General features: G+C 70.6%; 19 protein-coding genes and 1 tRNA gene. 9 read left to right on the top strand and 11 right to left on the bottom strand.

The window, feature by feature from the left end:
• Positions 1–19: 19 nt before the first annotated feature.
• The 4 genes from cls to ABD093_RS09005 form a co-directional block, all read right to left on the bottom strand.
• Positions 20–1507, bottom strand: a complete 1488-nt coding sequence (gene cls, locus ABD093_RS09020; protein ID WP_193119031.1) for a cardiolipin synthase — start codon at positions 1505–1507, stop codon at positions 20–22.
• 102 nt (positions 1508–1609) lie between these two features.
• Positions 1610–2494: a Bax inhibitor-1/YccA family protein gene (locus ABD093_RS09015; RefSeq protein WP_343923870.1), complete on the bottom strand. Its 885-nt coding sequence runs from the start codon at positions 2492–2494 to the stop codon at positions 1610–1612.
• Between the two features lie 163 nt (positions 2495–2657).
• Positions 2658–3791, bottom strand: coding sequence for a trans-sulfuration enzyme family protein (locus tag ABD093_RS09010; protein ID WP_343923868.1), 1134 nt, complete (start codon positions 3789–3791; stop codon positions 2658–2660).
• Positions 3792–4022: 231 nt separating this feature from the next.
• On the bottom strand, positions 4023–5342 hold the full coding sequence (locus tag ABD093_RS09005) for an MFS transporter (RefSeq protein WP_343923866.1): 1320 nt from the start codon (positions 5340–5342) through the stop codon (positions 4023–4025).
• 273 nt (positions 5343–5615) lie between these two features.
• Here ABD093_RS09005 and ABD093_RS09000 point away from each other — a divergent pair, with 273 nt between their 5' ends.
• Together ABD093_RS09000 and ABD093_RS08995 are read left to right on the top strand one after the other, a co-directional pair.
• Positions 5616–6719, top strand: coding sequence for an ROK family protein (locus tag ABD093_RS09000; RefSeq protein ID WP_343923864.1), 1104 nt, complete (start codon positions 5616–5618; stop codon positions 6717–6719).
• A gap of 4 nt (positions 6720–6723) precedes the next feature.
• Positions 6724–7764 (top strand): phosphotransferase family protein, encoded by a 1041-nt coding sequence (locus ABD093_RS08995; RefSeq protein ID WP_343923862.1) that lies wholly within the window; start codon positions 6724–6726, stop codon positions 7762–7764.
• 8 nt (positions 7765–7772) lie between these two features.
• Here ABD093_RS08995 and ABD093_RS08990 read toward each other — a convergent pair whose 3' ends face one another.
• Positions 7773–8507 carry a YggS family pyridoxal phosphate-dependent enzyme gene (locus tag ABD093_RS08990; RefSeq protein WP_343923860.1) on the bottom strand — a complete coding sequence of 245 codons (735 nt, stop codon included), beginning with the start codon at positions 8505–8507 and terminating at the stop codon, positions 7773–7775.
• A gap of 142 nt (positions 8508–8649) precedes the next feature.
• A tRNA-Leu gene (locus tag ABD093_RS08985) sits at positions 8650–8723 on the bottom strand.
• Between the two features lie 68 nt (positions 8724–8791).
• Here ABD093_RS08985 and ABD093_RS08980 point away from each other — a divergent pair.
• A complete protein-coding gene (locus tag ABD093_RS08980; protein ID WP_343923858.1) occupies positions 8792–10954 on the top strand; it encodes a helicase-associated domain-containing protein in 2163 nt (720 codons plus the stop codon).
• A 136-nt stretch (positions 10955–11090) separates the two neighbouring features.
• Here ABD093_RS08980 and ABD093_RS08975 read toward each other — a convergent pair whose 3' ends face one another.
• The gene (locus ABD093_RS08975) at positions 11091–11738 is read right to left on the bottom strand and encodes an RDD family protein (RefSeq protein WP_343923856.1); all 648 of its coding nucleotides are present in this window, start codon (positions 11736–11738) and stop codon (positions 11091–11093) included.
• A gap of 344 nt (positions 11739–12082) precedes the next feature.
• Between ABD093_RS08975 and ABD093_RS08970 the strand changes: the two genes are divergently transcribed.
• A complete protein-coding gene (locus tag ABD093_RS08970; protein ID WP_343923854.1) occupies positions 12083–12367 on the top strand; it encodes a hypothetical protein in 285 nt (94 codons plus the stop codon).
• An 87-nt stretch (positions 12368–12454) separates the two neighbouring features.
• On the opposite strand, the gene gndA is transcribed toward ABD093_RS08970, so the two are convergent.
• Complete coding sequence (gene gndA / locus ABD093_RS08965; protein WP_343923852.1) at positions 12455–13915, bottom strand: NADP-dependent phosphogluconate dehydrogenase; 1461 nt, start codon at positions 13913–13915, stop codon at positions 12455–12457.
• A 387-nt stretch (positions 13916–14302) separates the two neighbouring features.
• Here gndA and ABD093_RS08960 point away from each other — a divergent pair, with 387 nt between their 5' ends.
• The 5 genes from ABD093_RS08960 (at position 14303) to ABD093_RS08940 (ending at position 20157) form a co-directional block, all read left to right on the top strand.
• On the top strand, positions 14303–15307 hold the full coding sequence (locus ABD093_RS08960) for a collagen-like domain-containing protein (RefSeq protein WP_343923850.1): 1005 nt from the start codon (positions 14303–14305) through the stop codon (positions 15305–15307).
• 169 nt (positions 15308–15476) lie between these two features.
• On the top strand, positions 15477–17132 hold the full coding sequence (locus ABD093_RS08955) for a DNA repair helicase XPB (RefSeq protein WP_343923848.1): 1656 nt from the start codon (positions 15477–15479) through the stop codon (positions 17130–17132).
• A gap of 121 nt (positions 17133–17253) precedes the next feature.
• Positions 17254–17808, top strand: coding sequence for a LapA family protein (locus ABD093_RS08950; protein ID WP_343923847.1), 555 nt, complete (start codon positions 17254–17256; stop codon positions 17806–17808).
• 54 nt (positions 17809–17862) lie between these two features.
• The gene (locus tag ABD093_RS08945; protein WP_193119447.1) at positions 17863–18582 is read left to right on the top strand and encodes a response regulator transcription factor; all 720 of its coding nucleotides are present in this window, start codon (positions 17863–17865) and stop codon (positions 18580–18582) included.
• 3 nt (positions 18583–18585) lie between these two features.
• Complete coding sequence (locus ABD093_RS08940) at positions 18586–20157, top strand: sensor histidine kinase (RefSeq protein WP_193119448.1); 1572 nt, start codon at positions 18586–18588, stop codon at positions 20155–20157.
• 89 nt (positions 20158–20246) lie between these two features.
• Here ABD093_RS08940 and ABD093_RS08935 read toward each other — a convergent pair whose 3' ends face one another.
• From ABD093_RS08935 to ABD093_RS08925, 3 genes are read right to left on the bottom strand one after another with little or no spacing between them, the layout of a single operon-like run.
• A complete protein-coding gene (locus ABD093_RS08935) occupies positions 20247–20804 on the bottom strand; it encodes a DUF4031 domain-containing protein (protein WP_193119449.1) in 558 nt (185 codons plus the stop codon).
• Positions 20801–22093: a DUF418 domain-containing protein gene (locus tag ABD093_RS08930; protein ID WP_193119450.1), complete on the bottom strand. Its 1293-nt coding sequence runs from the start codon at positions 22091–22093 to the stop codon at positions 20801–20803. The genes ABD093_RS08935 and ABD093_RS08930 overlap by 4 nt, the downstream gene beginning before the upstream one ends.
• Complete coding sequence (locus ABD093_RS08925; RefSeq protein ID WP_343923842.1) at positions 22093–23142, bottom strand: ribonuclease HI family protein; 1050 nt, start codon at positions 23140–23142, stop codon at positions 22093–22095. The genes ABD093_RS08930 and ABD093_RS08925 overlap by 1 nt, the downstream gene beginning before the upstream one ends.
• Positions 23143–23248: the final 106 nt, after the last annotated feature.

Raw genomic sequence — 23248 nt, 5'->3', positions numbered from 1 at the left:
GCCCGTCGTCGCCCCCTGCTCAGACGACCGCCGAGGCGAGCCGGCAGAGGTTGTCCAGCAGCCGCATCGGCACGGGCCGCTGCTCCCACTCCTCGAGCGTCAGCTGCCGGCTGCGCGAGCGGTAGACGTCCTCCACGTCGTACATCTTCTGGATGAAATCGGTGCCGCCGACCATCATCGAGCTCTCCATGTCCAGCAGGAACGAGCGGATGTCCATGTTGGAGGAGCCGATCACGGTCACCGAGTCGTCGATGGTGACGTGCTTGGCGTGGAGGATGGTCGGGGCCCGGTAGAGCCAGATCTTCACCCCTGCCGCGAGCAGCTCCGAGTAATAGGAGCGCTGGGCATGGAAGACCAGGAACTGATCGCCGATCTCGGAGACGAACAGCTCGACCTCGACGCCGCGGCGCGCCGCGGTCACGATCGCGGCGAGCATCGACTCGTCGGGCACGAAATAGGGGCTGACCGCGCAGATGCGCCGGTCCGCCGAGTAGAACAGCTGGTTGAACAGGGCGAGGTTGTTCTCGAACACGAAGCCCGGGCCGCTGGGGACCAGCTGGCATTCGTAGGTTCCGGAGGTGTCGACCGGGGCCTGGACCAGGTCGGCCTCGGAGAGCATCTCGGCGGACTCGTAGTACCAGTCGGTGGCGAACAGCAGGTTCATCTCCGAGACGATGGGGCCGCGGAACCGGGCCATCGTCTCCTGCCAGTGCAGACCCCGACGGATGTTGGCGCGCTTGTTGTAGTGCGCGGCGATGAGGTTCTGGCTGCCCATCCACCCGATCTGGCCGTCGATCATCAGCAGCTTGCGGTGATTGCGCAGGTCGGGCCTCTGGAAGGCGCCGTCGCGGAAGGGTTTGACCGGCATCATCGGGTAGTGCTCGATGCCGTGGGCGTCGAGGTGGCGACGCATCGCCCGGTAGACCGAGCCGTGGGTGAGCGAGGCCCAGTGGTCGTACAGCACCCGGACCTTCACGCCACGAGCGGCGGACTCCGCGAGGGCATCGAAGAAGTCCTGGGTGGTCGTATCCAGAGCCATCGCGAAGAACAGGACGTGCACTTCGCTCTCGGCGGCGCGGATGTCCTCGGCCATGCGGGACAGCGAGGTGTCATAGTCGATCTCGAGATCCGCAGAGTTGTTCCCGGTGAGCGGGAACGCGCCGAGCTCGCGGTTCAGGTTCACCGCGGACTGCAGCCAGCTCGGCGAATCGGCATCGAGCTCGCTGTCGGGGATGTCGTGCGCCCGCACATGCATCAGACGGTTGATGACCTTCTGCTTCTCACGTCGCTTCCGCGGCAGCTGCGCCTTGCCCAGCAGCAGGTACAACGGGAAGCCGAGGAGCGGGAAGATCATGATCGCCATCAGCCAGGCGAGGGCTGATCCGGGCCGTCGGTTCCGCGGGACCACCACGAGGCCGAGGATCCGCAGGATCACGTCGATCGCCAAGAAGATGTACGTGATGACGACGACGCCGTGGTCGAGCACCCACTGCCACAGCTCGGCCATCGGGAACACCTCTCTGTCGGGAACGGAACGGCGGGCCCCCGAGGAGGGGACCCGCCGTTCCAGCATACGGGCGGCGCACGGAGCGCTCGCCGATCGACGCTGTCAGTCGCCGCGGAGGATCGCGAGGATCCGCAGGATCTCGATGTACAGCCACACCATGGTGGCGGCGAGCCCGAAGGCGCAGCGCCAGGCGTAGTTGCGCGGCGCGCCCGAGTTCGCGGCGCGCTGGACGTCCTCGAAGTCCATCACGAGGCAGTACGAGGCCATGACGACGGCGAGGCCGCCGATGATCAGGCCGATCAGCCCGTTGCGCAGGCTCTGCCCGGTCATGAGCAGGTACCCGATGTTCACGACGCCGAAGATCAGGTAGGCGACCATCGCCACGGAGACGATCTTGGTGAGCTTCGGCGAGGTGCGCAGCACGCCCACGCGGAACAGCACCAGCACGGTGCCGGCCACGGCGAGGGTGCCGAGCACGGCCTGCAGGGCGATGCCCGGGTAGGCGAGCTCCATGATCCCGCTGATGCCGCCGAGGAGAAGACCCTCGAACACGGCGTAGGCGAGCACGGCGATCGCCGAGGGCTGCTTCTTGAAGATGTTGACCATCGCCATGACCAGGCCGCCGATGAGACCGACGACCAGGGCACCCCCGGCGACCAGGGTGCCCAGCTGCTGCCCCTCGGGGCCGGCGACGGCGCCGAGGAGCTTCGGGGTGATCCCGACGGCGAAGCCGACGACGACGATGAGGCCCAGGGTCGCGGTGATCGCGTTCAGGGCGTCGCGCATCGTCATGCGGCCGGTGTCGTGACCGGTCGCAGCTGGCCTGCTGTACATGGCCTCGAGGTTGTCGGGGCTCTGCTGGTCGAAGCCCTGGGACCATTGGGTCCCCTGGGCCGGGCCGCTCTGCGACTGACCGAACTGGGGGGCGCTGTAGTTCTGCCCCTGCACGGCCTGGTCACGGCCGAACACGATGTTGTGGCGTGCCATGGCGCTCCTCACGAGAGAGATGGTGGGCCGACGTCAGGGACGGAGAGCACCGTTCCCTGGCGCGCCGACTCCCCTACTGTATCGGCGTTTCCCGTGCTTGGGCTGGAAGCCCGCTCCGCTCTCCGCGAGAAGCGCCGCCTCTGCGGGTGGCGGCGAGCGCCCGTCAGCCGGCTTCGGCGAGCGCCTGGTCGAGGTCCGAGAGGAGATCGGTGATGTCCTCGATGCCGACGGACAGCCGCAGCAGCTCGTCGGAGATGCCTGCCTTCTCCCGGGCCTGCGGCGTCATGGCCTCGTGGGTCATGGTCGCCGGGCGGCAGATCAGCGATTCCACCCCGCCGAGGCTCACGGCGTATCCGGGATAGCGCAGGGCTCGCAGGAAGGCGACGCGGTCCAGCTCGGGTACGAGCTCGAAGGAGAGCACCGCGCCGGTGCCGGTGGCCTGTCCGGCATGGATGCGCGCCTCGTCCTCGCTGTGGGAGCCGGGGTACCAGACCTGGGCGATGTCGTCATGGCCCCGCAGGTGGTCCACGATCGCGACCGCGTTGGCCTGCTGGCGCTCCAGGCGCAGCGGAAGCGTCTTGATGCCCTGGATCAGGCGGAAGGAGTCCCCCGGGGAGAGCACCCCTCCCTGCGCCTTCTGAGCGAGGGCGAAGGCCTCCGCAAGGCTCTCGTCGTTCGTGGTGATCGCGCCGGCGAGCAGGTCGGAGTGACCGGCGAGGTACTTCGTGGCGGACTGGACGACGACGTCGGCTCCGAGCTCGAGCGGGCGCTGCAGCACGGGTGTCATGAAGGTGTTGTCGACGATCACGATCGCCCCATGGCGGTGGGCGAGCTCGGTGAGGCGGCGCAGGTCGGTGATCCGCAGCGTCGGGTTCGCCGGGGTCTCCATGAAGATCGCCCTGGTCGCGGGGGTGAAGTCCGCATCGGTGAGCGCACCGAGGTCGTCCACGAAGCGCCCGGTGACGCCGCGGCCCGGCAGCACCAGATCCACGAAGCGGTAGGTGCCGCCGTAGACGCTCGCGGGCAGGATCACCTCGTCGCCCACCTCGAGGGTGGACAGCGCGGCGGCCGTGGCGGCCATGCCGGAGGCGAAGGCGAAGCCGTGGTCGGCGCCGTCGAGAGTGGCCAGCACGGTCTCGAGCTGAGCCCGGGTGGGGTTGGCGCCGCGCTGATAGGCGTAGCTGCCGTCCTCGCTGCCCGGGTCGAGCTCGAAGGTCGAGGCGAGATGGACCGGCGGGACCACGGCACCGTGCTCATGGTGCCGGAGGGTCTGCACGGCGGCGGTCTGGATATGCACGGGGCCTCCACGGTCTCTGCGTCGGCGCGGCTCCGGTGAGGCGGGGCAGCTCGGGCGCCGTCGCTCGGCGCCACTCCACTGTAGGCATGCGGGTTTCCGCTGTCAGGAGCCGGATGACCGAGTATGACGAGCTCCGGGGCGGAAGTCGGGGCGCCGGTCGGGCCGACCGGATGCGCCGGGGCCCGGCCCTCCTGCGGGAGAGGCCGGGCCCCGGCGGACAGGTGGTGGTTCTCAGACGGAGACGGGCTCGACGACCGGGAGCGAGCCGGTCATGGTGTCCTCGTGCTCGCTGAGGACCTCGAGGGTGCGACGGGCACGCACCCGCAGGCCCACCAGGGTCCCGATCACCAGGGTGAAGCCGACGCAGGCCAGCGCGATCGCGACGACCATCGGCGCCTCGTAGCCGAAGCCGGCGGCGATCACGGCGCCGCCGAGGGAGGCGCCGAGGGCATTGGCGACGTTGAAGGCGGCGTGGTTGAGCGAGGCGCCGAGCACCTCGGAGCGGTGGGCCACGCGGATCAGCCAGGTCTGCATCGCCGGGTTGAGGGACGAGTTCGCCGCGTTGACGAGGAAGAACCCGACCAGCAGGGCGACCAGCGAGAGGTGCGCGACCAGGAACAGGCCCACGAGGGCGGCGATGTAGATCGGGAAGCCGATCAGGAGGGTCTTGTTCAGGGAGCGGTCCGTGGCGGCACCGCCGATGACGTTGCCGAGGGTCATGCCGAGTCCGGCGGCGGCGAGCACCCACGGGACGGCTGTGGCCGGGGCACCGGTGACCTTGGTGGTGATGTCGGCGACGTAGCTGAACACGGCGAACCCACCGGCGAACCCGACGGCGGCGATGCCCATGATGATCCACAGCTGCACGCGCTTCAGCGCCACGACCTCTTCGACCATGCGCCGGCCGACGACCTTCGGCTCGTGCGGAATGGTGCGCTTCAGAGCCACCACGGTGGTCACGAAGATCAGGGTGATCAGGAGGTAGACGGCGCGCCAGCCGGCGGCCTGGCCGACGGCGGTGAGCACGGGCACGCCGATCAGGTTCGCGACCGTGAGCCCGGAGAGTGCGAGGGCCACGCCCTTGCCCTGGTTACCGGGCCCCATGAGGGAGGCGGCCAGGAGGGAGGCGACCCCGAAGTAGGCGCCGTGGGGAATGCCGGCGACGAAGCGGGCGAGCACGGTCAGCTCGAAGGTGGGCATGACCGCCGAGAGCACGGTGCCGACGGCGAGCGCCGCGGCGAGCGCGATGATCATCGAGGACCGGCTCCAACGCACGGAGAGCACGGCGAGGACCGGAGCGCCGACCACGACGCCGAGGGCGTAGGCGGTGATCGCGATGCCGGCCCTGGCGATGCCGCCCTCGGGGTCGGCGGCCATCTGCTCGCCGAGCAGGCCGTGCGCGATGCCGGGCAGCAGGCCCATGGACACGAACTCGGAGGCGCCGATGCCGAAGCCGCCCAGGGCGATCGCGAGCAGCGCGAGGCGGCGGCGGGCGGGGGTCAGCGGCGGTGGGGCGGTGCGGATGCTTCGGGTGCTGTCGATGGTGGTCATGAGTGCCTCGACCTTTCGGATGCGGATGTTCAGGGGCGGGCTCCATCGACCCGGCGTCCAGAATAAGGCAACGCTGTTGCGTTACGTCAAGACGCTGCATGGCCGATGCGGATCACATATCCCCCGCGCTCCGGTCGTCGCGTCCGCGCTGAGCGCCGTCTGTCACCGTCCCTGCAGGTCCCGGCCGAGTCTCGCGTGCACCGGTCCTCTGCCGCCGTCGGCTCAGCGCCGGCGTGGCTCCCGAGCGCGCCGAGACACGGACCACGTGCGAGGATGACCGGCGTGAGACAGACAACTCCCCTGGACCGCGTCGCCGGCGCGCATGACGCCGCCGTGCTCGCCGTCGCGCGCCGCGGCGACCCCGTCTCGCGGGCCGAGCTGGCCGACGCGCTCCAGGTCACGCCCCAGGCGATCTCGAAGATCATGGGGCGCCTGATGGGTCGAGGGCTGATCGCCGAGGCCGGCACGCTCGCCGCGGGCCCCGGCAAGCCGACCACGCTCTACCGCATCGTGCCGTCCTCCCGCCGGGCGATCGGCCTGCACCTGACCCGTTCGCGGGTGCACGGCGTGGTCGTGGACCTCAGCGGCGAGATCCTTGAGCGCCGAGAGCTCGAGATCGGCCGCCTGCAGCCCGTGCCCGAGCTGATCGAGACCCTCGCCACGGAGGCGCGCGCCCTCGCCGAGGTGGGCCCCGGGGTGCTGCTGGGCGCCGGGGTGGGCATGCCCGGTCCGGTCGACTGGTCCGAGGGCGTCTACCGCGGGACCTCCGACCCCGATCCCTGGCGCGGGGCGGAGATCCGCCGCCTGCTCCTGGAGGAGCTGGGCCTCCCCGTGCTCCTGGATCACGATTCCCGCGCCGCGCTCGTGGGCGAGACCTGGTCCCAGCCCGGCCTGCTCCACGACGCCGCCCTGGTGCTGGTCGAGGACGGCCTCGGGGCGAGCCTGTGCCTGGACGGCTCGATCGTGCGCGGCGCCCACTCCCATGCCGGCGAGGCCGGCCATACGGTGGTGAGGATGGGCGGGGCTCCCTGCACCTGCGGCCGACGCGGCTGCGCGCAGGCCGAGTACCAGGCCGCCCTCGCCGCCGGGGACGACGACCTCGCCGCCCAGGTGCTCGCCACGATCGTCGTGGACATCGTGCGCCTGGTCGACGTGGACCGTGTGGTCCTCGGCGGCCGCACCGTCTACGCCCACCACGAGTCGTCCATGAACGCGATCCGCGCGGCGCTGGCCGAGGGTCTGCACGCCGAGCCCTGGGTGCATGTCGAGGTCATGCTCTCCACGCGCGGCACGGACCTCATCGCCGTCGGCGCCGCCTGCGAGGTCCTCGAGCACGAGTACGGGATCCCCCAGGCGCTCGTCGGCCCCGGATCCTGACGTGGTGACGAGGACGCCCGTGGGTGAGGCGGCCGAGGGCGAGCCGACCGCCGTCGAACCGGCCGTCGATCCGGCATTGCTGAGGACTCTGGAGGCTGCCGGGCTCCCGGCTCGTGGGCCCTACCTCTCCACGCACGGCTGGGTCAGCCGGGCGTGGGTCGGCGAGGACGACGTGGTCCGGCTGAGCGACGGACGGTTCCGCGACGCCTACCGCCACGAGGCCGCTGTCGTCGGCCTGCTCGAGGGGTCCGAGGTCCCCCACGCTCCGCACATCGCGCACGGGGACGGGCCCGACGGGCCGTGGTCCGTCTCCGAACGGCTGCCCGGCCGCACCCTGCATGCGGCGTGGCCGAAGGCGGACCGGTCCGCGCGCCGCGCCCTGATCGAGAGCCTCGGCTCGGCGCTGCGGGCCCTGCATCAGGTGCCGGTTCCGGAGAACCTGCGGCCACCGTGGTTGGCCGATGCGCTCGCCGGCGAGCCGTGGCCCGCGTACCACCCGCCCGTCGTCAGCGCTGCGCCGGCGCAGGTCGAGGCCGCCCGGCGACGACCCGATCATGACGCACGCCTGCTCGCGGACGTCGCCGCCTGGATCCAGGACCGGATGGGGTTGTTCGCGGACGACCGCCCCGTGCTCGTCCACGGCGATCTGCACGGCTCCAATGTGATGATCGACCAGGGGCGTGTCACCGGGCTCATCGACTTCGCGGAGGCGTCGGCCCAGGCGGCCGATGCCGAGCTCGACACCCTTCTGCGCTGGTGCGCGCGGGCCGAGGAGTTCCCGCCCACTCCGGGCGGGCACGGGCTGGAGCGATCCACGCTCGCGGAGGTCCCCCGGTGGCTGCACGCCGCCTATCCGGAGCTGTTCCAGCGCGAGCACCTGCGCGAGAGGTTGGCCGTCTACGACCTCACGATGGAGCTCGCGATCTACGCGCACCATCCCGAGCCCGGCCCGCGCGGCACCGCGCAGGGCCGCCTCACGCGCATGCTCCGCGGCAGGAGCCACCTGGACGGCGTCATGAGCCAGCTGGACGGGCTCGTGGAGTAGTCGACCGCTCAGGCGCGGGCGCCGAAGATCGCCGAGCCCACGCGCACGATGGTCGCGCCCTCCTCGACCGCGATCTCGAGATCACCGCTCATGCCCATCGACAGCTGCTCGAGCTCCGGCAGATCGCACTGCTCACGGGCCTGGTCCCGCAGCTCCCGCAGCCCGCGCAGGGAGGCCCGCACCTGGTTCGCGTCGCTGGTGTTGGCGCCGATGGTCATCAGGCCCACGGGCCGTAGATGCTCGCTCGCGCGCAGACGATCGAGAATCGGGCCGACGGCCTCCAGCGTCGGGGCGAATCCTCCCTTGGACTCCTCCCCCGAGGTGTTGACCTGCACGAGCACATCGCGCACCAAGCCGGCCATATCGGCGCGGCGCTCGAGCGCGTCGGCGATGTCCGTGCGGTCCACGCTGTGGATCAGCTCGGCGAACGCGACCACGTCACGGGCCTTGTTGGTCTGGAGTCGGCCGATGAAGTGCCGCGGCACCCCGTTGTCCGCGAGCAGCGGATCGGCGTGCTTGGCGATCTCCTGAGCCCGGTTCTCCCCCACGGCGATCTCCCGGCCGCGCTCCCTCAGCATCTCGATCACCGTGGCGATCTCCTGCGGCGTGCGCGTCTTGGTGGCCATCAGCAGGGTGATCGCCCGACCATCGCGCCCGCTGCGCTCTGCGGCGTCGTCGAGGCGCGCGAGCACCCCGTCGAGGCGGGCGGCGAGCTGATCGGAGGCGGAGGAGTCTGCGGTCATGCCCTCCATTGTGGCCCGGAACGAGTCGTCCCCGGGAATCGGGCAGGACCGGCTCCCTGGACGGTCCCGCTCCTGGGACCGGTCGGGGTCCCGGGACCTGTCGGACTCCACGACCTGATCGGGTTCCGCTCCGGGAACCTCGTGCCCCCAGCGGGACTCGAACCCGCACTGTGCCGCTTTTAAGGCGGCCGCCTCTGCCGATTGGGCTATGGGGGCTGGCCCGTACGATCCATCCGGACCGCGTGCACCGAGCACTGTGTCTTCACTTTATGCTGGATCGCACCATGACCGCTGTGATCCGGTCCCTCGCGGACTCCCTGCGACGGTTCGGCGACGACCGCCTCGAGGCGCTGCTCCTCGCCCGACCGGATCTCGCCTCGCCCGTTCCCAAGGGGCTGGGCCCCCTCGCGGCCCGTGCCGCCGGCGCCACCTCGGCGCGTCGGGCGCTCGGAGCGCTCACCCTCCCGGAGCTGCATCTGGTCGAAGCGCTCGCCGTGCTGGACGACGGTTCCTCACCGGCGGACCTCGCGGCGGCGGTCTCCTCGGATCCGGCGACCATCTCCCCCGGCCTCGAGCGCCTGACCACCCTCGCCCTGGTCTGGGGCGAGGACGAGCTGCACCTGATCCGCCCGCTGCGCGAAGGTCTCCGCGCCCCGGCGGGCCTCGCCCCTGCCACCCCGGACGACCCGACACCGGCCGAGGCGGAACGCCGGGTGGATGCCGCGCGCGAGACCCTGTCCGAGGTGCTCGAGACCCTGGCCTGGGGCCCGTCGACCGTGGAGGGCCGCGGACGCCTCGCCGCCGCCCTGCAGGGTGCTGGCATCGTCGTGGCCGACGGCGAGGGCACGCTGCACATCCCCCGCACCGTCCAGCTGGCGCTCCGCGACGGCCGTGTCCGGCGCAGCCACGCCGCGCTGCGACCCTCCCCCAGCGGCTCCCCGCTCACCGAGCGCATCCCCGGCTCCCGCTCCGCCCAGGCCGTCGAGCGGGCCTTCGAAGCCCTACGGCTGCTGGGGACCGTGCGCGGATTCGACGAGGATCCACCGGGGGTGCTGCGCAAGGGCGGGCTGCCCCAGCGCGACCTGCGCCGCCTCGCCGACCGCGCCGGCACGACCACCATCACCTACGCCACCGTGCTGCAGTCCGCCTGGCAGGCCGGGCTGATCGGCCATGACGGGCAGGAATGGCATCCCACCCGGGACTGGGACGCCCACCGCGTCCAGGCCGCCGAGCAGCGTTGGGCGGAGCTTGTCCTGGCCTGGGCGCTCGGCCACCACCTCGCAGCCGTGGTCGGCACGCCCGACGCCGCGGGCGCGAACCGCTCCCTGCTCTCGGACCTCACCCGGCGTGACGGCGTGCGCACCCGTCGCGGCAGCCTGCTGCGCACCCTGCGCACCTGCCCCGGTCTCAGCATCGACGAGGACTCCCTGGCGCTCTCCCTGGCCTGGGCGTTCCCCCTCGTCCCCGCCGACGTGATCGAGGAGGAGACCGCCGCGCTGCTCGTGGAGGGCGAAGCGCTCGGCGTGCTCGATGACGGGGCGCTGACCGTGCTCGGCCAGGAGCTGGTGCTCGCGCTGGACGAGGACGTCACCCAGGCCGATGCCCGCCTCGCCAGAGCACTGCGCACAGCGGCCCCCGCCCCGGTGGACGAGGTGCTGCTGGACGCGGATCTCACCGTCGTCGTCCCGGGACGGCCCGCAGAGCGTCTGCTGCCCCTGCTGGACTGGGCGGAGGTCGTCTCCCGCGGAGGCGCGCTCACGCTGCGGTTCAGCACCGCCTCCGTCCGCCGGGCCCTGAGGTCGGGGCGTGATGCGGAGGCCCTGCTGGCGCTCCTGAAGAGCTCCTCGCGATCCCCGATCCCACAGGGGCTGAGCTACCTGCTGCAGGACGAGCAGCGTCGTCACGGACGGATCCAGATCTCCCGGGCCACCACGGTGCTCACGGCGGACGCCGAGGTGCTCGATCTCCTGCAGGTCGCTCCCGAGGCGGCGGCGCTGTCGCTGCATCGCCTCGCCCCGACCGTCGCCGTGACCCTCTCCGACCCCGGCTTCGCCCTGCATATGGCGCGCGCGGCCGGGCTCTCCCCGCAGGCGGTGGGTCCCGACGGCAGCGCCGCCGGCCCCGAGCTCGCGCACTCCCTGCCCGGCGGCCCGGTCGACCCGGACCTGGTCACCGTCGACGGACCCGATCTGCGGGTCCCGGCGTTCGAGGCCGTCGGCCGGATCCGGGCGGCGGAGGCCGGCGCGACGGACCTGTCGGTCACCGACCGTCTGCTCGAGGCGATCGCGCAGGAGAGCGAGATCGCGATCGGGATCGTCGACGGACGCGGCGGAGTGGTTGTGAAGCAGGTGCATGCGCTGTCCCTCGAGGGCGGCCGGCTGCGGGCCCGCGAGACGGGGAGCCCCGAGGAGTTCACCGTGCTCGTGCACAGGGTGACGCTGGGCTGACGGAAACCGACTCCTCGCAAGGACTTCTGCCGATGCCATCCGCGCGGAAGCAAACCGTGCACCACAACAAAACGGTGCCGTCCCCGAAGGAACGGCACCGCATCGAAGACGTGTCAGAACATTGCGACACGTGCGATCAGACGGAGGTGCTCACCACGACCGTGTTCGCCACCTTGTCATGCCAACCCTGGCGACGGCCTGAGCTATCGAAGGTCGGAGAGACATAGCAAGCCAGGGTGCCGAGCCAACCGATGAAAGGGATCAGTGCACAGATGCCCGGGATCAGGTAGCGAACGATGCCGGAGCCGATACCCGGCGCGTTCCCGTCACGCGGCTTCACAACCTTCACCTTCATGATCATCTTGCCGACGGTCGCTCCCCAGAAGCCGATCATGACGGCCTCATAAGCGTAGACGAGGACCATCGCGAGGGTCATCAATCCGAGGAAGCCGAGGAAGCCGACGCCGGCCGCGGCGCCGCTGCCGTCCTCAACACTCGCGGCGGCGGCGATCAGGGCGATCGCGACACCCATGAGAATGCCGAGCACAATGCCCAGGATCACGCCGTCAAGAATTCTCGCGATGAGCCGCTGCGACATGGCCGCCATCTTCACTGCGCCTCTGCCTGGGATCTCGATGTACTCGGCAACCTGGCCAGCCACGGAGCCGACACCCACCACTCCGGGCGCCGACTGTGCTGGGACCATGTTCGGGCTCGACGCGCTGTAGGCACCCGCTGGAGCAGGACTCCCCGTCTGACCGGGCTCCTGGAACTGCTGAGTCATATATCTGTCCTCAATAAGTTTGCGTGACGCACGACGCCATGAATGCCGACTGAATACTCGGTCCATGATAGCTGAAAGACGACTGTCCAGGAGCGTCAGTTCTCGCCGAGTACGGACCACTGGACAGCGCCCTGCTCGCCGACTCCGACGGTGCCAGCACACGGTGCGAGACTGTTTTTTGTCGTACTCGACGCGATCACCGACCGCGCGTGGGGACTTCTCCCCATAGCACATCAGGGTCTTCTCAGGGTTATGATTCCTCCTGACGTCGAGCGGGATCTCCGCGGCGACTGATGAAACGTTCAGGGGACTCAACCCTTAGGAACCTCGAAGGGACCACCATCATGACCGACCCGAACTTCGCTCCTGCCGCGCCGACCGGAGGCGCCCCCGTCAACAAGACCAAGTGGATCGTCCAGCTGATCGTCTCGATCCTCTGCGGCGGCAACCTCATCGTCCTGGCCCTCGCCATCGTGGGCCTGGTCAAAGCGGATACCGACCTCCCCCTGGCGAACAAGCTCTACAAGTGGGGCTGGATCGTCTTCGCGATCATCTGGGTCCTCTACATCATCCTGATCATCATCATGATCGCGAGCGGTGCCTTCACCGCTTCCGTCAACACCTACTGATCTGCGGATCCAGGCGCTGAGGCGCCGTCGATCTCTCGCAGNGGGAGCGGACGCCCGCCCCCGCCCGGCCGTCCGCTCCGTGGCGGATCAGTCCTGCTTGGTCTCGCGACGATCCTCGGACCACTCCACGTGGAAGGTGCCCTCGGCGTCGACGCGCTGGTAGGTGTGCGCACCGAAGTAGTCACGCTGGGCCTGGACCAGGGCGGCGGGGAGGCGCTCGGCGCGCACCGCGTCGTAGTACGACAGGGTCGAGGCGAACACCGGCACCGGGTAGCCGCTCGCGGCCGCGAAGGCCACCACGCGACGCCATGCCGGGATGCACTTGGCGATCTCGGTGGTGAAGTACTCGTCCGAGAGCAGCAGCGGCAGCTTCGCGTCGCGCTCGTAGGCCTCGGTGATGCGGTTCAGGAAGCGGGCACGGATGATGCAGCCACCGCGCCAGATGCGAGCCATGGCACCGAGGTCGATGTCCCAGCCGTACTCGTCGGCGCCCGCGGCGATCTCGTCGAAGCCCTGCGAGTACGAGACCAGCTTCGCGGCGTAGAGCGCCTTCTGCAGGTCGTCGATGAACTGGGCCTCGTCGGCGATCTCGAGGGTCTGCGCCTCGGCGGGGAGCACCTTGCGGCCGGCCTCGCGCTGCGGCGTGGAGCCGGAGACGGAGCGGGCGAAGGTGGCCTCGGCGATGCCGGTGACCGGGACGCCGAGGTCCAGAGCCGTCTGCACGGTCCAGGCGCCGGTGCCCTTCTGGGCGGCGCGGTCGAGGATGACGTCCACGAACGGCTTGCCGGAGGTGACGTCGGTGTGGTGGAGCACCTCGGCGGTGATCTCGATGAGGAACGACTCGAGGTCGCCCTTGTTCCACTCGGCGAACACGTCGCCGATCTCGGTGGCGCCCTTGCCCAGGGCCTTCGCCATGAGGTCGTAGGCCTCGGAGATGACCTGCATGTCGGCGTACTCGATGCCGTTGTGGACCATCTTCACGAAGTGGCCGGCGCCATCGGCACCGACGTGGGTGCAGCAGGGCTCGCCGTCGACGTGCGCGGAGATCTTCTCGAACATCGGGCCGAGGCGCTCGTAGGACTGCTTGGTGCCGCCGGGCATGATCGAGGGGCCGTTGAGGGCGCCCTCCTCGCCACCGGAGACGCCAGAGCCCACGAAGTGCAGGCCCTTCTCGCGCAGATCGGCCTCACGACGGCGGGTGTCGCCGAACAGGGCGTTCCCGGCGTCGACGATGATGTCGCCCTCCTCCATGAGGGAGGCGAGCTCGTCGATCACGGCGTCGGTCGGCTTGCCGGCCTTGACCATGATGATCGCGACGCGCGGCTTCTGCAGCGAGGCGACGAAGTCCGACATGGACTCCGAGGGGTAGAACTCCCCGTCGGCGCTGTGGTCGTCCATGACCTTCTCGGTCTTGCCGACGCTGCGGTTGTGGAGCGCGACCTTGAAGCCGTTGCGGGCGAAGTTGCGGGCCAGGTTGGAGCCCATCACCGCCATTCCGGTGACACCGATGTCCGCGACATCGGCGGGGGACGGAGCGAAGCTAGCCATGGGTTCTCCTCAGATCAGGTGACTGTCGAGCCGGGCCGGACCGCTGCGCCGAGGACGTCGACGCACTGCGGGGCCCGGTCCATCGCCACCCATTCTAGTGAAAAGCGCTCGGGGGTAGGCCCACGTGCCAGGGCTTGCCGTGGTGCGGTGCCTGGGACGCACCGGGGAGCACGTCGTGGGGCGCTTCGTACTCCACGGATTCGAGGCGGTCGACTCCCTCCGTCCGTCGACCGGGATCGTCCGATCGTCGGGTATCGCCGAGGGCGGCCCCGCCCGTACCGTGTACCTGCGTGCGCCGCGGAACGGCGCCGCGAGCCGAGCCGCTTCGGCCCCTGAGGACCGGCCTGCACGGGCCGGGACGCCGCGACCGTGAGAGAGACCCGACACATGACAGTCCCCCCGCCCCCGCACGAACCCTCCCCGTACGGACAGTCCGCCCAGCCGGGAGGGGCGAGCCCTCATGGACAGCCCTCCCCTGCCGGCGACTACGGCCAGCCGTCCCCAGCCGGGTCCTACGGCCAGCCCTCCGCAGCAGACCCTTACGGACAGGCGTCGCCCGCGGCGGCCTACGGCCAGCCGTCTCCCGCCGGGGCCTACGGGCAGCCGGCGCCTGCGGGCCAGGCGGGCCAGCCCGGCCCCTCGCAGGATGCCGCGTGGGGGCTGCAGGATGGCCAGGTCGGGTCGGGCGTTCCCGCTCCTGGGCAGGACCTCGGCGCAGATCTGGGGGCCGCCCTCAAGTTCGCCGGCAACGGGTTGCTGCGCAACTGGGTCCCGTTCCTGGTCGTCGGACTGATCTACGGCGTTATCGCCTGCGTGATCATCGTCGGAGGCGTCGTCGGAGGCATCTTCGCCACGCTCCCCCTGATAAACGACGTGGGGCCGACGGACGAACTCCCGGCGGAAGCCGTGCTTATCTTCTATGGAATTTCTTTGGGTGCTGGCCTGCTCACCGCGCCCTTTGCGCTGCTGTGGCAGTCGGGGTCAGTGCGTGCCGCCGAGGTCATCCTCGAGGGCGGACGGCCGAGCATCGGGCAAGCCCTCATCGGTCCGTTGCGCGTCATCCTGACCGCTCTGCTGGTCGGCGTGATCACCCTCATCGGCACCGTGCTGCTCGTCATTCCGGGCCTGATTGCCACCGTACTTCTGATTTTCGCGATCCCGGCGGCGGCTCGCGGCGCCTCGCCGATCGCCGCGATCAAGGAGAGCTTCACCCTGGTCAAGAACAACCTCGGGACCTCGATCATCATGTACATCTTGATCAACGCGATCGGTACCGTCGTCGCCTTTTTCTTCCCCCTGGTCATCGCCCTGGTCCCCTTCGTGATCCTCTTCGAGATCGCAATGTACGAGCGGCTGAACCGCCGTGAGCTCCCCGAGCCCGCGAAGGCCTGAGTCTCGCGCCGTCGACGGGCCTGCGGGCCGGCGGGCTGGCAGGTTGACAGGCCGATGGGCCGACGGGCCGACGGGCCGACGGGCCGACGGGCCGACGGGCCGACGGGGAGTGTCCCGGCACACCCCGTCGGCCCGTCGTCGTCCCGCCCCTGCGGCGTAGCCTGAGGGGATGACCGACGGCCCCCTCATCGTCCAGAGCGACAAGTCCCTCCTGCTCGAGGTGGGGCACCCCGGAGCGCAGTCCGCCCGCGCCTCGATCGCCGCCTTCGCCGAGCTCGAACGGGCCCCCGAGCACGTCCACACCTACCGCATCACCGACCTCGGCCTGTGGAACGCGCGCGCCGCCGGGTACGACGCGGAATCCGTGGTCGCGGCCCTCGTGGACAACTCCCGCTACCCGGTCCCCCATTCGCTGCTCATCGATGTCGCGGACACGATGGACCGCTACGGCCGGCTGCAGCTGCGAGCAGACCCCACCCACGGACTCGTGCTCCACGCCCTGGACCGTGCGGTGCTCGAGGAGGTCTCGCGGGCGAAGCGGATCCAGGGCATGCTGGGCGACCGTCTCGACGAGTCGACCGTGCTCGTGCACCCCTCCGAGCGCGGAGCCCTGAAGCAGGCGCTCCTCAAGCTCGGCTGGCCGGCGGAGGACCTGGCCGGGTACGTCGACGGCGAGGCGCATCCCATCGCGCTGCGCGAGGACGGCTGGCAGCTGCGGCCCTATCAGGCCGAGGCCGTGGACGGCTTCCGCCATGGCGGCAGCGGAGTCGTCGTGCTCCCCTGCGGCGCCGGCAAGACCCTGGTGGGCGCGGCCGCGATGGCGGCGATGCAGCGCACCACCCTCATCCTCGTCACCTCCACGGTCTCCGCACGGCAGTGGAAGAGCGAGCTGCTGCGCCGCACCGACCTCACCGAGGACGAGATCGGCGAGTACTCCGGAGCCACCAAGGAGATCCGTCCCGTCACCATCGCCACCTACCAGGTGCTCACGATGAAGCGGAAGGGCATCCATCCCCACCTCGAGCTCATGAGCGCCCGCGACTGGGGACTCATCGTGTACGACGAGGTGCATCTGCTGCCCGCGCCCGTCTTCCGCATGACCGCCGATCTGCAGGCCCGTCGGCGGCTGGGGCTCACGGCGACGCTCGTGCGCGAGGACGGCCGCGAGGGCGAGGTGTTCTCCCTGATCGGCCCCAAGCGCTACGACGCCCCCTGGAAGGACATCGAGGCCCAGGGCTACATCGCCCCCGCGGACTGCACCGAGGTGCGGGTCGCGATGCCGGCCGACGACCGCATGGCGTACGCGATGGCCGAGGCCGCCGATCGACCCCGGCTGGGGGCGGCCCATCCGGCCAAGAACGCCGTCGTGGAGCGGATCGCCGCTCGGCACGAGGGCGAGCCAATGCTCGTGATCGGGCAGTACATCGACCAGCTGGAGGAGCTCGCCGCCCATCTCGACGCCGAGCTCATCACCGGCAAGACCCCGGTGCGGCGCCGCCAGGAGCTGTTCGACGCCTTCCGCGCCGGAGAGCTCACCCGCCTGGTGGTCTCGAAGGTCGCGAACTTCTCGATCGACCTCCCCGAGGCATCTGTCGCCGTGCAGGTCAGCGGCGCCTTCGGTTCTCGTCAGGAAGAAGCCCAGCGGCTGGGTCGCCTCCTGCGCCCGAAGGCCGACGGCCGCACCGCACACTTCTACACGGTCGTCATGCGCGACACGCAGGACCAGGACTTCGCGGCGCACCGCCAGCGCTTCCTCGCCGAGCAGGGCTACGCCTACACGATCCTGGACGCCGACCAGCTGGACGCACCGGCCGCTGCGAACTGAGGACTCCCGGGCTGAGCGTTCCCGGAGCGGACGCTCGGAATCGCTAGAGTGTGCTCAGCGGCGACCTTCCTCCGAAGGCCGCTCGGGACACTTCCCCAGGACCCGACATCGAGGAGCGACCATGAGCACCGGACCTGAGAACACAGGACACCCCCTCGACCGCGAGCCGGTCGATCGTGCACCCGAGGCTGCGCAGCCCGCCGCCGCGGACCGTGCCCCGGAGGACCCGGCCGCCGGCCGCCGCGCCGCCGATCCGGCTGGCGGGGTGACCGACCCTGTCCGCGACGCCCCGCGCGAGAGCACCGGCCGCCGCGCCTCCCAGACGCCCACCGAGCGCACCTCTGCTGATCGGACGCCTGCCGAGCGGACGCTGGCCGAGGAGCCGCTGGAGGCTCCCCGCTCCGGCGGCAAGACCGCCGGACTGTGGATCTCCCTGATCCTCGGCGCGATCGTGCTGGTGCTGCTGCTGATCTTCGTGATCCAGAACAGCCAGAGCGCGAGCTTCGAGTACTTCAACGCCACCTTCGACCTGCCGCTCGGTGTGGCCATGCTCCTGGCTGCCATCGCCGGCGCGCTGGTCATGGCGCTGGTGGGCTCGGTGCGGATGTTCCAGATGAGCTGGACGATCCGCAAGATGCGCAAGCAGCAGGAGAAGATCCAGCGCGCTGTCCGCTGATCTCGCTCAGGAGACGTCCAGCAGATTCCCACACTGCAGGAGCACGGTAGGGGCATGAACACGACTGCAGAACAGGACTACGAGGCTCGGCTCCTCGTCGTCGACGACGAGCCGAACATCCGCGACCTCCTCGCCACCTCCCTGCGCTTCGCAGGGTTCGAGGTGTTCACCGCCTCCACCGGCAACGAGGCGATCCGAGAGGCCACCGAGCATCAGCCCGATCTCGTGGTCCTCGACGTGATGCTGCCGGACATGGACGGCTTCACCGTGACACGGCGCCTGCGGGATCGGGGCGAGCAGTACCCGATCCTCTTCCTCACTGCGCGGGACGAGACCCAGGACAAGGTGGCCGGGCTCACCGTCGGCGGGGACGACTACGTCACCAAGCCGTTCAGCCTGGAAGAGGTCGTCGCCCGGATCCGGGCCGTCCTGCGCCGTACGCACGGCGGCCATGACGCGACCGTCGACAGCTCCCTGGTGGTCGGCGACCTCCGCCTCGACGAGGACTCCCACGAGGTCTACCGGGCAGACGTCACGATCGAGCTCTCCCCCACCGAGTTCAAGCTCCTGCGCTACCTCATGCTCAACGCGGGCCGTGTGGTCTCGAAGACGCAGATCCTCGATCACGTCTGGGACTACGACTGGTCCGGCGAGGTCGGGATCGTCGAGTCCTACATCTCCTACCTGCGCCGCAAGATCGACGTCATCGGCGATCCGATGATCCACACCAAGCGCGGCATCGGGTACGTGCTGCGCGCCGCCGAAGGCAGCTGACGATTGGCGCTGCCGACCCTGCGTGCTGAGCGGCCCGTGTCCCTGTGGACACGGATCGTCGCTCTCATCTCGCTGCTGCTGGTCGTCGGCGTCGTCATCACCGGGAGCCTCTCGCTCTTCCTGCTCAACCGCACCCTCATCGAGTCGGTCGACAACAACCTCCACGCGAGCACCCGCGAGATGCTCGCCCTCGCCCAGGAGGAGCTCTCCGGGGACGCGGAGGACGTGGCGCCCAGCAGTGCGTACACCCCGGTCGAGTACGCGGTGGAGATCCGCGACGAGAACGGCCAGGTGATCCATCGCGACGTCATCCGCTACGAGAACTCCGAGGTCACGGTCCCCTTCCCTGATCTGAGCGAAGAGCAGATCACCGCCAGGGAAGGCCAGCCGTTCACCGTTCTGGACTCCTCGGAGAACCGCTGGCGCGTGGTCGCCATGGTCACCCCCGGGCCCGACAGCGGCGCCGTCTACGTCGCGCTGCCGCTGACCGGGGTGGACCGCACGATGCACGAGATGGCGCTGATCATCGTGCTGGTGGGAACCCTCGTGGTGCTGGTCGGCATGGGCCTGGGCGGCTATGTCACGCATCGCTCCCTCGAGCCCCTGCACGATGTCGAGGCGACCGCCTCCCAGATCGCCGGCGGTGACCTCTCCCGGCGCGTCCCGGTCACCGACACCAGCTACGAGGTCCACGCCCTCGCCCTGTCGTTGAACGAGATGCTGGTGAGGATCGAGCAGTCCTTCGCGGCGCAGGCCGCGTCCGAGGAGCACGCCACTCTCTCCGAGGCCAAGATGCGGCGCTTCGTCGGCGACGCCTCCCATGAACTGCGCACCCCCTTGGCCGCGATCCGCGGATTCGGAGAGCTGTATCGGATGGGGGCGCTGGGCACCGACGAGGACGTCGCCTCGGCGATGCGCCGGATCGAGGACGAGGCCCGACGGATGGGATCCCTGGTCGAGAACCTGCTGCGCCTGGCGCGCCTGGACGAGAACCCCGATCTCGACCTCGAACCGGTGGACCTCACCGACGCCCTCTTCGACGCCGCCCAGGACCTCCGCGCCCTGGACCCCCAGCGCCAGGTCATGGTGGTGTCCCTGTCCGGGACCCCGGTCTCGGTGCAGCCCCACCTGTCGATCGGTGTCCTCGGCGACGAGGCCTCGCTGCGCCAGGTCATCCTCAACCTCGTGGGCAACGCGAACCGGCACACCCCCAAGGGGTCGCCGGTCGAGATCGCCGTGGGCTACACGGCCCCCGAGACGGTGCGGATCGAGATCCGTGACCACGGCCTCGGCATCGACGACGACCAGCGTGAGAAGGTGTTCGAGCGCTTCTACCGCACCGACTCCTCTCGCGTGCGCTCGGCGACCCAGGGCGGCGGCGCGGGCCTGGGCCTCTCGATCGCGGCGACGATCGTGCAGCAGCACCGCGGCAGCATCGGTGTGACGGAGACCCCTCAGGGCGGTTCCACCTTCTGGGTCGAGCTGCCGGGCACCGAGATCGAAACGGGACGACAGAGCCGTCCCGACCAGGTCCGTTCGGTGACCGATCCCGAGCGGGACGATCGTCGGAAGTAGCAGTGGGTGCCGGTGCGCGGGTGCCCTGCGCCGACGTCGGGCGGCCCGAGCCGATGCCGGGTGCCCTGCGCCGGCGTCCGGCTGTCGGGTCAGCTCCCGTCGGCGAGCACCTGGCCGATGAATCCCGTGCCGCCCTGATCCCGGGCGAGGGCGTCGAGCTGGTCGAGGAGCTCTGCGGCGGCCAGGCGGCCCGCCTCCTGATGCGCCTCGATACGGGGCGGCGCCGCCGGGTCGTCACGGGTCATGCGGAAGGCTGCGGGGGCGGCGTCGGCCGCCGGCGGCAGCGGGTCGACATGCCCGCAGAGCCCCACGATCAGATCCCGCGGAACGCTCGTCAGGCCCAGCTGGGCCGCGTGCTCGGCGCTGCGGCGGGCGCGTGCCGCGGGGCGGCCGACGAGCGGGATGCGCAGCCCCGAGCGGATCAGGATCCGGGTCAGCTTCCCGTTGTCGACGAGGTGTACGCCCGCCTCGACGAGGCGGGGCTGTGCTGCTTCGGGCCAGTCGTAGTGGTCGAGGTCGAAGGACCGCGGCGGCAGGCCGACGAGCTCGGCTGCCTGGTGCAGCTCGGCCAGGGAGGTGTCGGAGATCAGGTGGCCCCAGAGAGTGCCGTGCCGCGGCCAGCGCGGGGTGTCGGCGTAGACGGTCATGGGTGGCCTCCGAGCGTGCTGGGGTGCGAGGTCCGGTCGGGGACGACGCGGGGTGAGGCCGAGCCTGCCAGACGGCGCAGCACCACTTCGAGCGGCCCCCGTCGGCCCCGGCGCTTCAGGGCCACGGCGCACGGGATCATCACCAGCCACACGGCCACCACGATCACCGCGGTGCCTGCCGTGCCGAGCCGGGCCCCGAGGTCCAGGGTGTAGGGCGGGAACAGAGTGAGGAACACGAGCGACTGCCCCATGTAGGCGCTCAGCGAGACCGCACCCAGGGCCTCGATGCCGTGCACGAGACGGGCCGTGACGGGCCCGGCGCCTCGTGCGGCATCGGGCACGGTCGGGGCTGTCCCGTCGGCCCCGACCGGCCGTCGGAAGTGGTCCGACATGAGAGCGGCCGCCGCGGCGAGTCCGAGGGCTCCGAGCAGTCCTGTGTACTGGTGCAGGACCCCGAGGCTGCCGAGCACGATCTCCGCGTCGAGGTGCTGATGGGCGGGGTCGAGCACGAGCACGGCGACCAGCGGGACTGCGCCGAGGAGTCCGAGGCCGAGGCCCCAGCGGGCGATCGGCACGAGCACATCGCGGTTCGCGGCGACCTCCTCGAACAGTCGCAGCCGGGCGGCGATCGCCCCGATCGCCATCGGGGTCAGCAGCCCCATGTCGGAGACCAGGGAGGTCGCGACCTCGGCGCCGGCCTCATCGGTGCGCAGGCGCAGGCTGCTCAGATAGTCGGGGGCCGCGGCCGAGGCATAGCCGTCGGATCCGGACAGCCCGATCGTCCCGTCGACCCAGCCCCAGACGCCGAGCGCCGGCAGGGCGAGGATCGCGGCGAACGGCAGGATCGCACGGTGACGGGTCGCGAACAGCACGCAGAGCATCCCCACCATCGCGTAGGCGACGAGGATGTCGCCGCTGAACAGCAGGATCGCGTGGGCGAGGCCGATCGCGAGCAGAGCGATGTGGCGTCGCAGCATGCGCAGCACGAAGTGTCCCGTGCGCTCCCCGGCCTCGCGCGAGCGGCGGTAGATGATGCCGATGCCGTAGCCGAAGAGCATCGCGAACAGCGGGAAGCCGCGGTTGTCCGCCGTGAGACCGATCAGGACGTCGACGATCCGGTCGGGCACGGTGGCGTCGACCTGCTTGAGGAGCACGGTCCACGAGGAGCCGTGCAGCCAGCCGATCGTGTTGGCCAGGGCGATGCCGAGCAGAGCCAGGCCGCGGGCGAGGTCCGGGCCACCGGCGCGGCGGGCCAGAGGTACGGAGCCGGTGCCGGCGACCTGGGTCATCAGGACCTGTCGGCCGGGGTGCCCTGGTGGTGGCGCAGCAGCCAGCGGCCCTTCTCCCGCACCCACACGGAGCTGCGGGCGACGCCGCCGGAGGGCCCTGTGGTCCGGTACTGCAGCAGCACGATGCCGGGGGCGAGCTCGTCGGCGACGAACTCATCGGCCTCCAGGCCGGGGACCGGGGCGAGATGGGCGAGGATCTCGTCGCGGTCATAGCTGCGACCGCTCGCACCGATCTCGGTGAAGGCCGGGTGGAGCAGCTCGGCGGCGCTGGGGGCGTCGGCGCGCAGCAGGTCCGACAGCAGCGCCTGCTCGCGCGCGGTGATCTGCTCGAAGTCGGTCGCGCCAGGGGCGTCGGCGGCGAGCACCGTGTCCTCACCGGCGGTGCTGCAGGAGGCCCTGCCGCGAGAGGTCGCGACGGGCTCGGGGTCGCGCTGCTCCAGCAGGCTGAAGAGGTCGTCCTCCGGCATCGCGCTCGGGGCGGGGCGGGACGGGGTCGTTGAGGCCGCGCCTGAGGCTGGGGCAGCGGCCGGCGCAGTGGCAGTGGCAGCGGCAGAGGACGAGGGCGAGGAAGATCCCGTGGAGCTGCCCGTGTACCCGGGACCGACCTGCGGATCCTGCTTCCTGGAGAAAGCGGTCGCGGCGGCGTTGGCGCGCACGTCCGCCGCTTCGTTCATCGCGTGCCCGGAGTGGCCCTTGACCCATTCGAACTCGACGCTGCGGCCGGCCAGGGCGCGGTCGATGTCCTGGAGGAGCTCGACGTTCATCACCGGCTTGCCGTCCTTCTTGCGCCAGCCCTTGCGCTTCCAGCCCGGCATCCACTTCGTGACCGAGTTGATGACGTACTGGCTGTCGCACAGGATGTGCAGGTGCTGATCGGCGTCGACGGCGGTGGCCTCGAGCAGGTCCAGCACGGCCTTGAGCTCGCCCATGTTGTTGGTGCCGTGGGGCCAGCCGCCCGCGCGCCAGGTGGAATCGTCGATGTACCAGGCCCAGCCGGCCGGGCCGGGATTGCCCAGGGCGGAGCCGTCGGCGGCAGCAGTGATGGTCATGGACCAATCGTTCCACAGCGGGCCGACGTCCCTGCACGTGGCCGCGCCGTGCGCCGTCCGATGCGGGGTTCCTCTCGTGGCGCGTCGTCGTGCTGCGGCGTCGCCG

The sequence above is a fragment of the Brachybacterium tyrofermentans genome (assembly GCF_039526165.1).
GTDB classification, from domain to species: Bacteria; Actinomycetota; Actinomycetes; order Actinomycetales; family Dermabacteraceae; genus Brachybacterium; species Brachybacterium tyrofermentans.
Note: the sequence above shows the minus strand (reverse complement) of the source record. Positions and strands in the feature narration are given on the sequence as shown.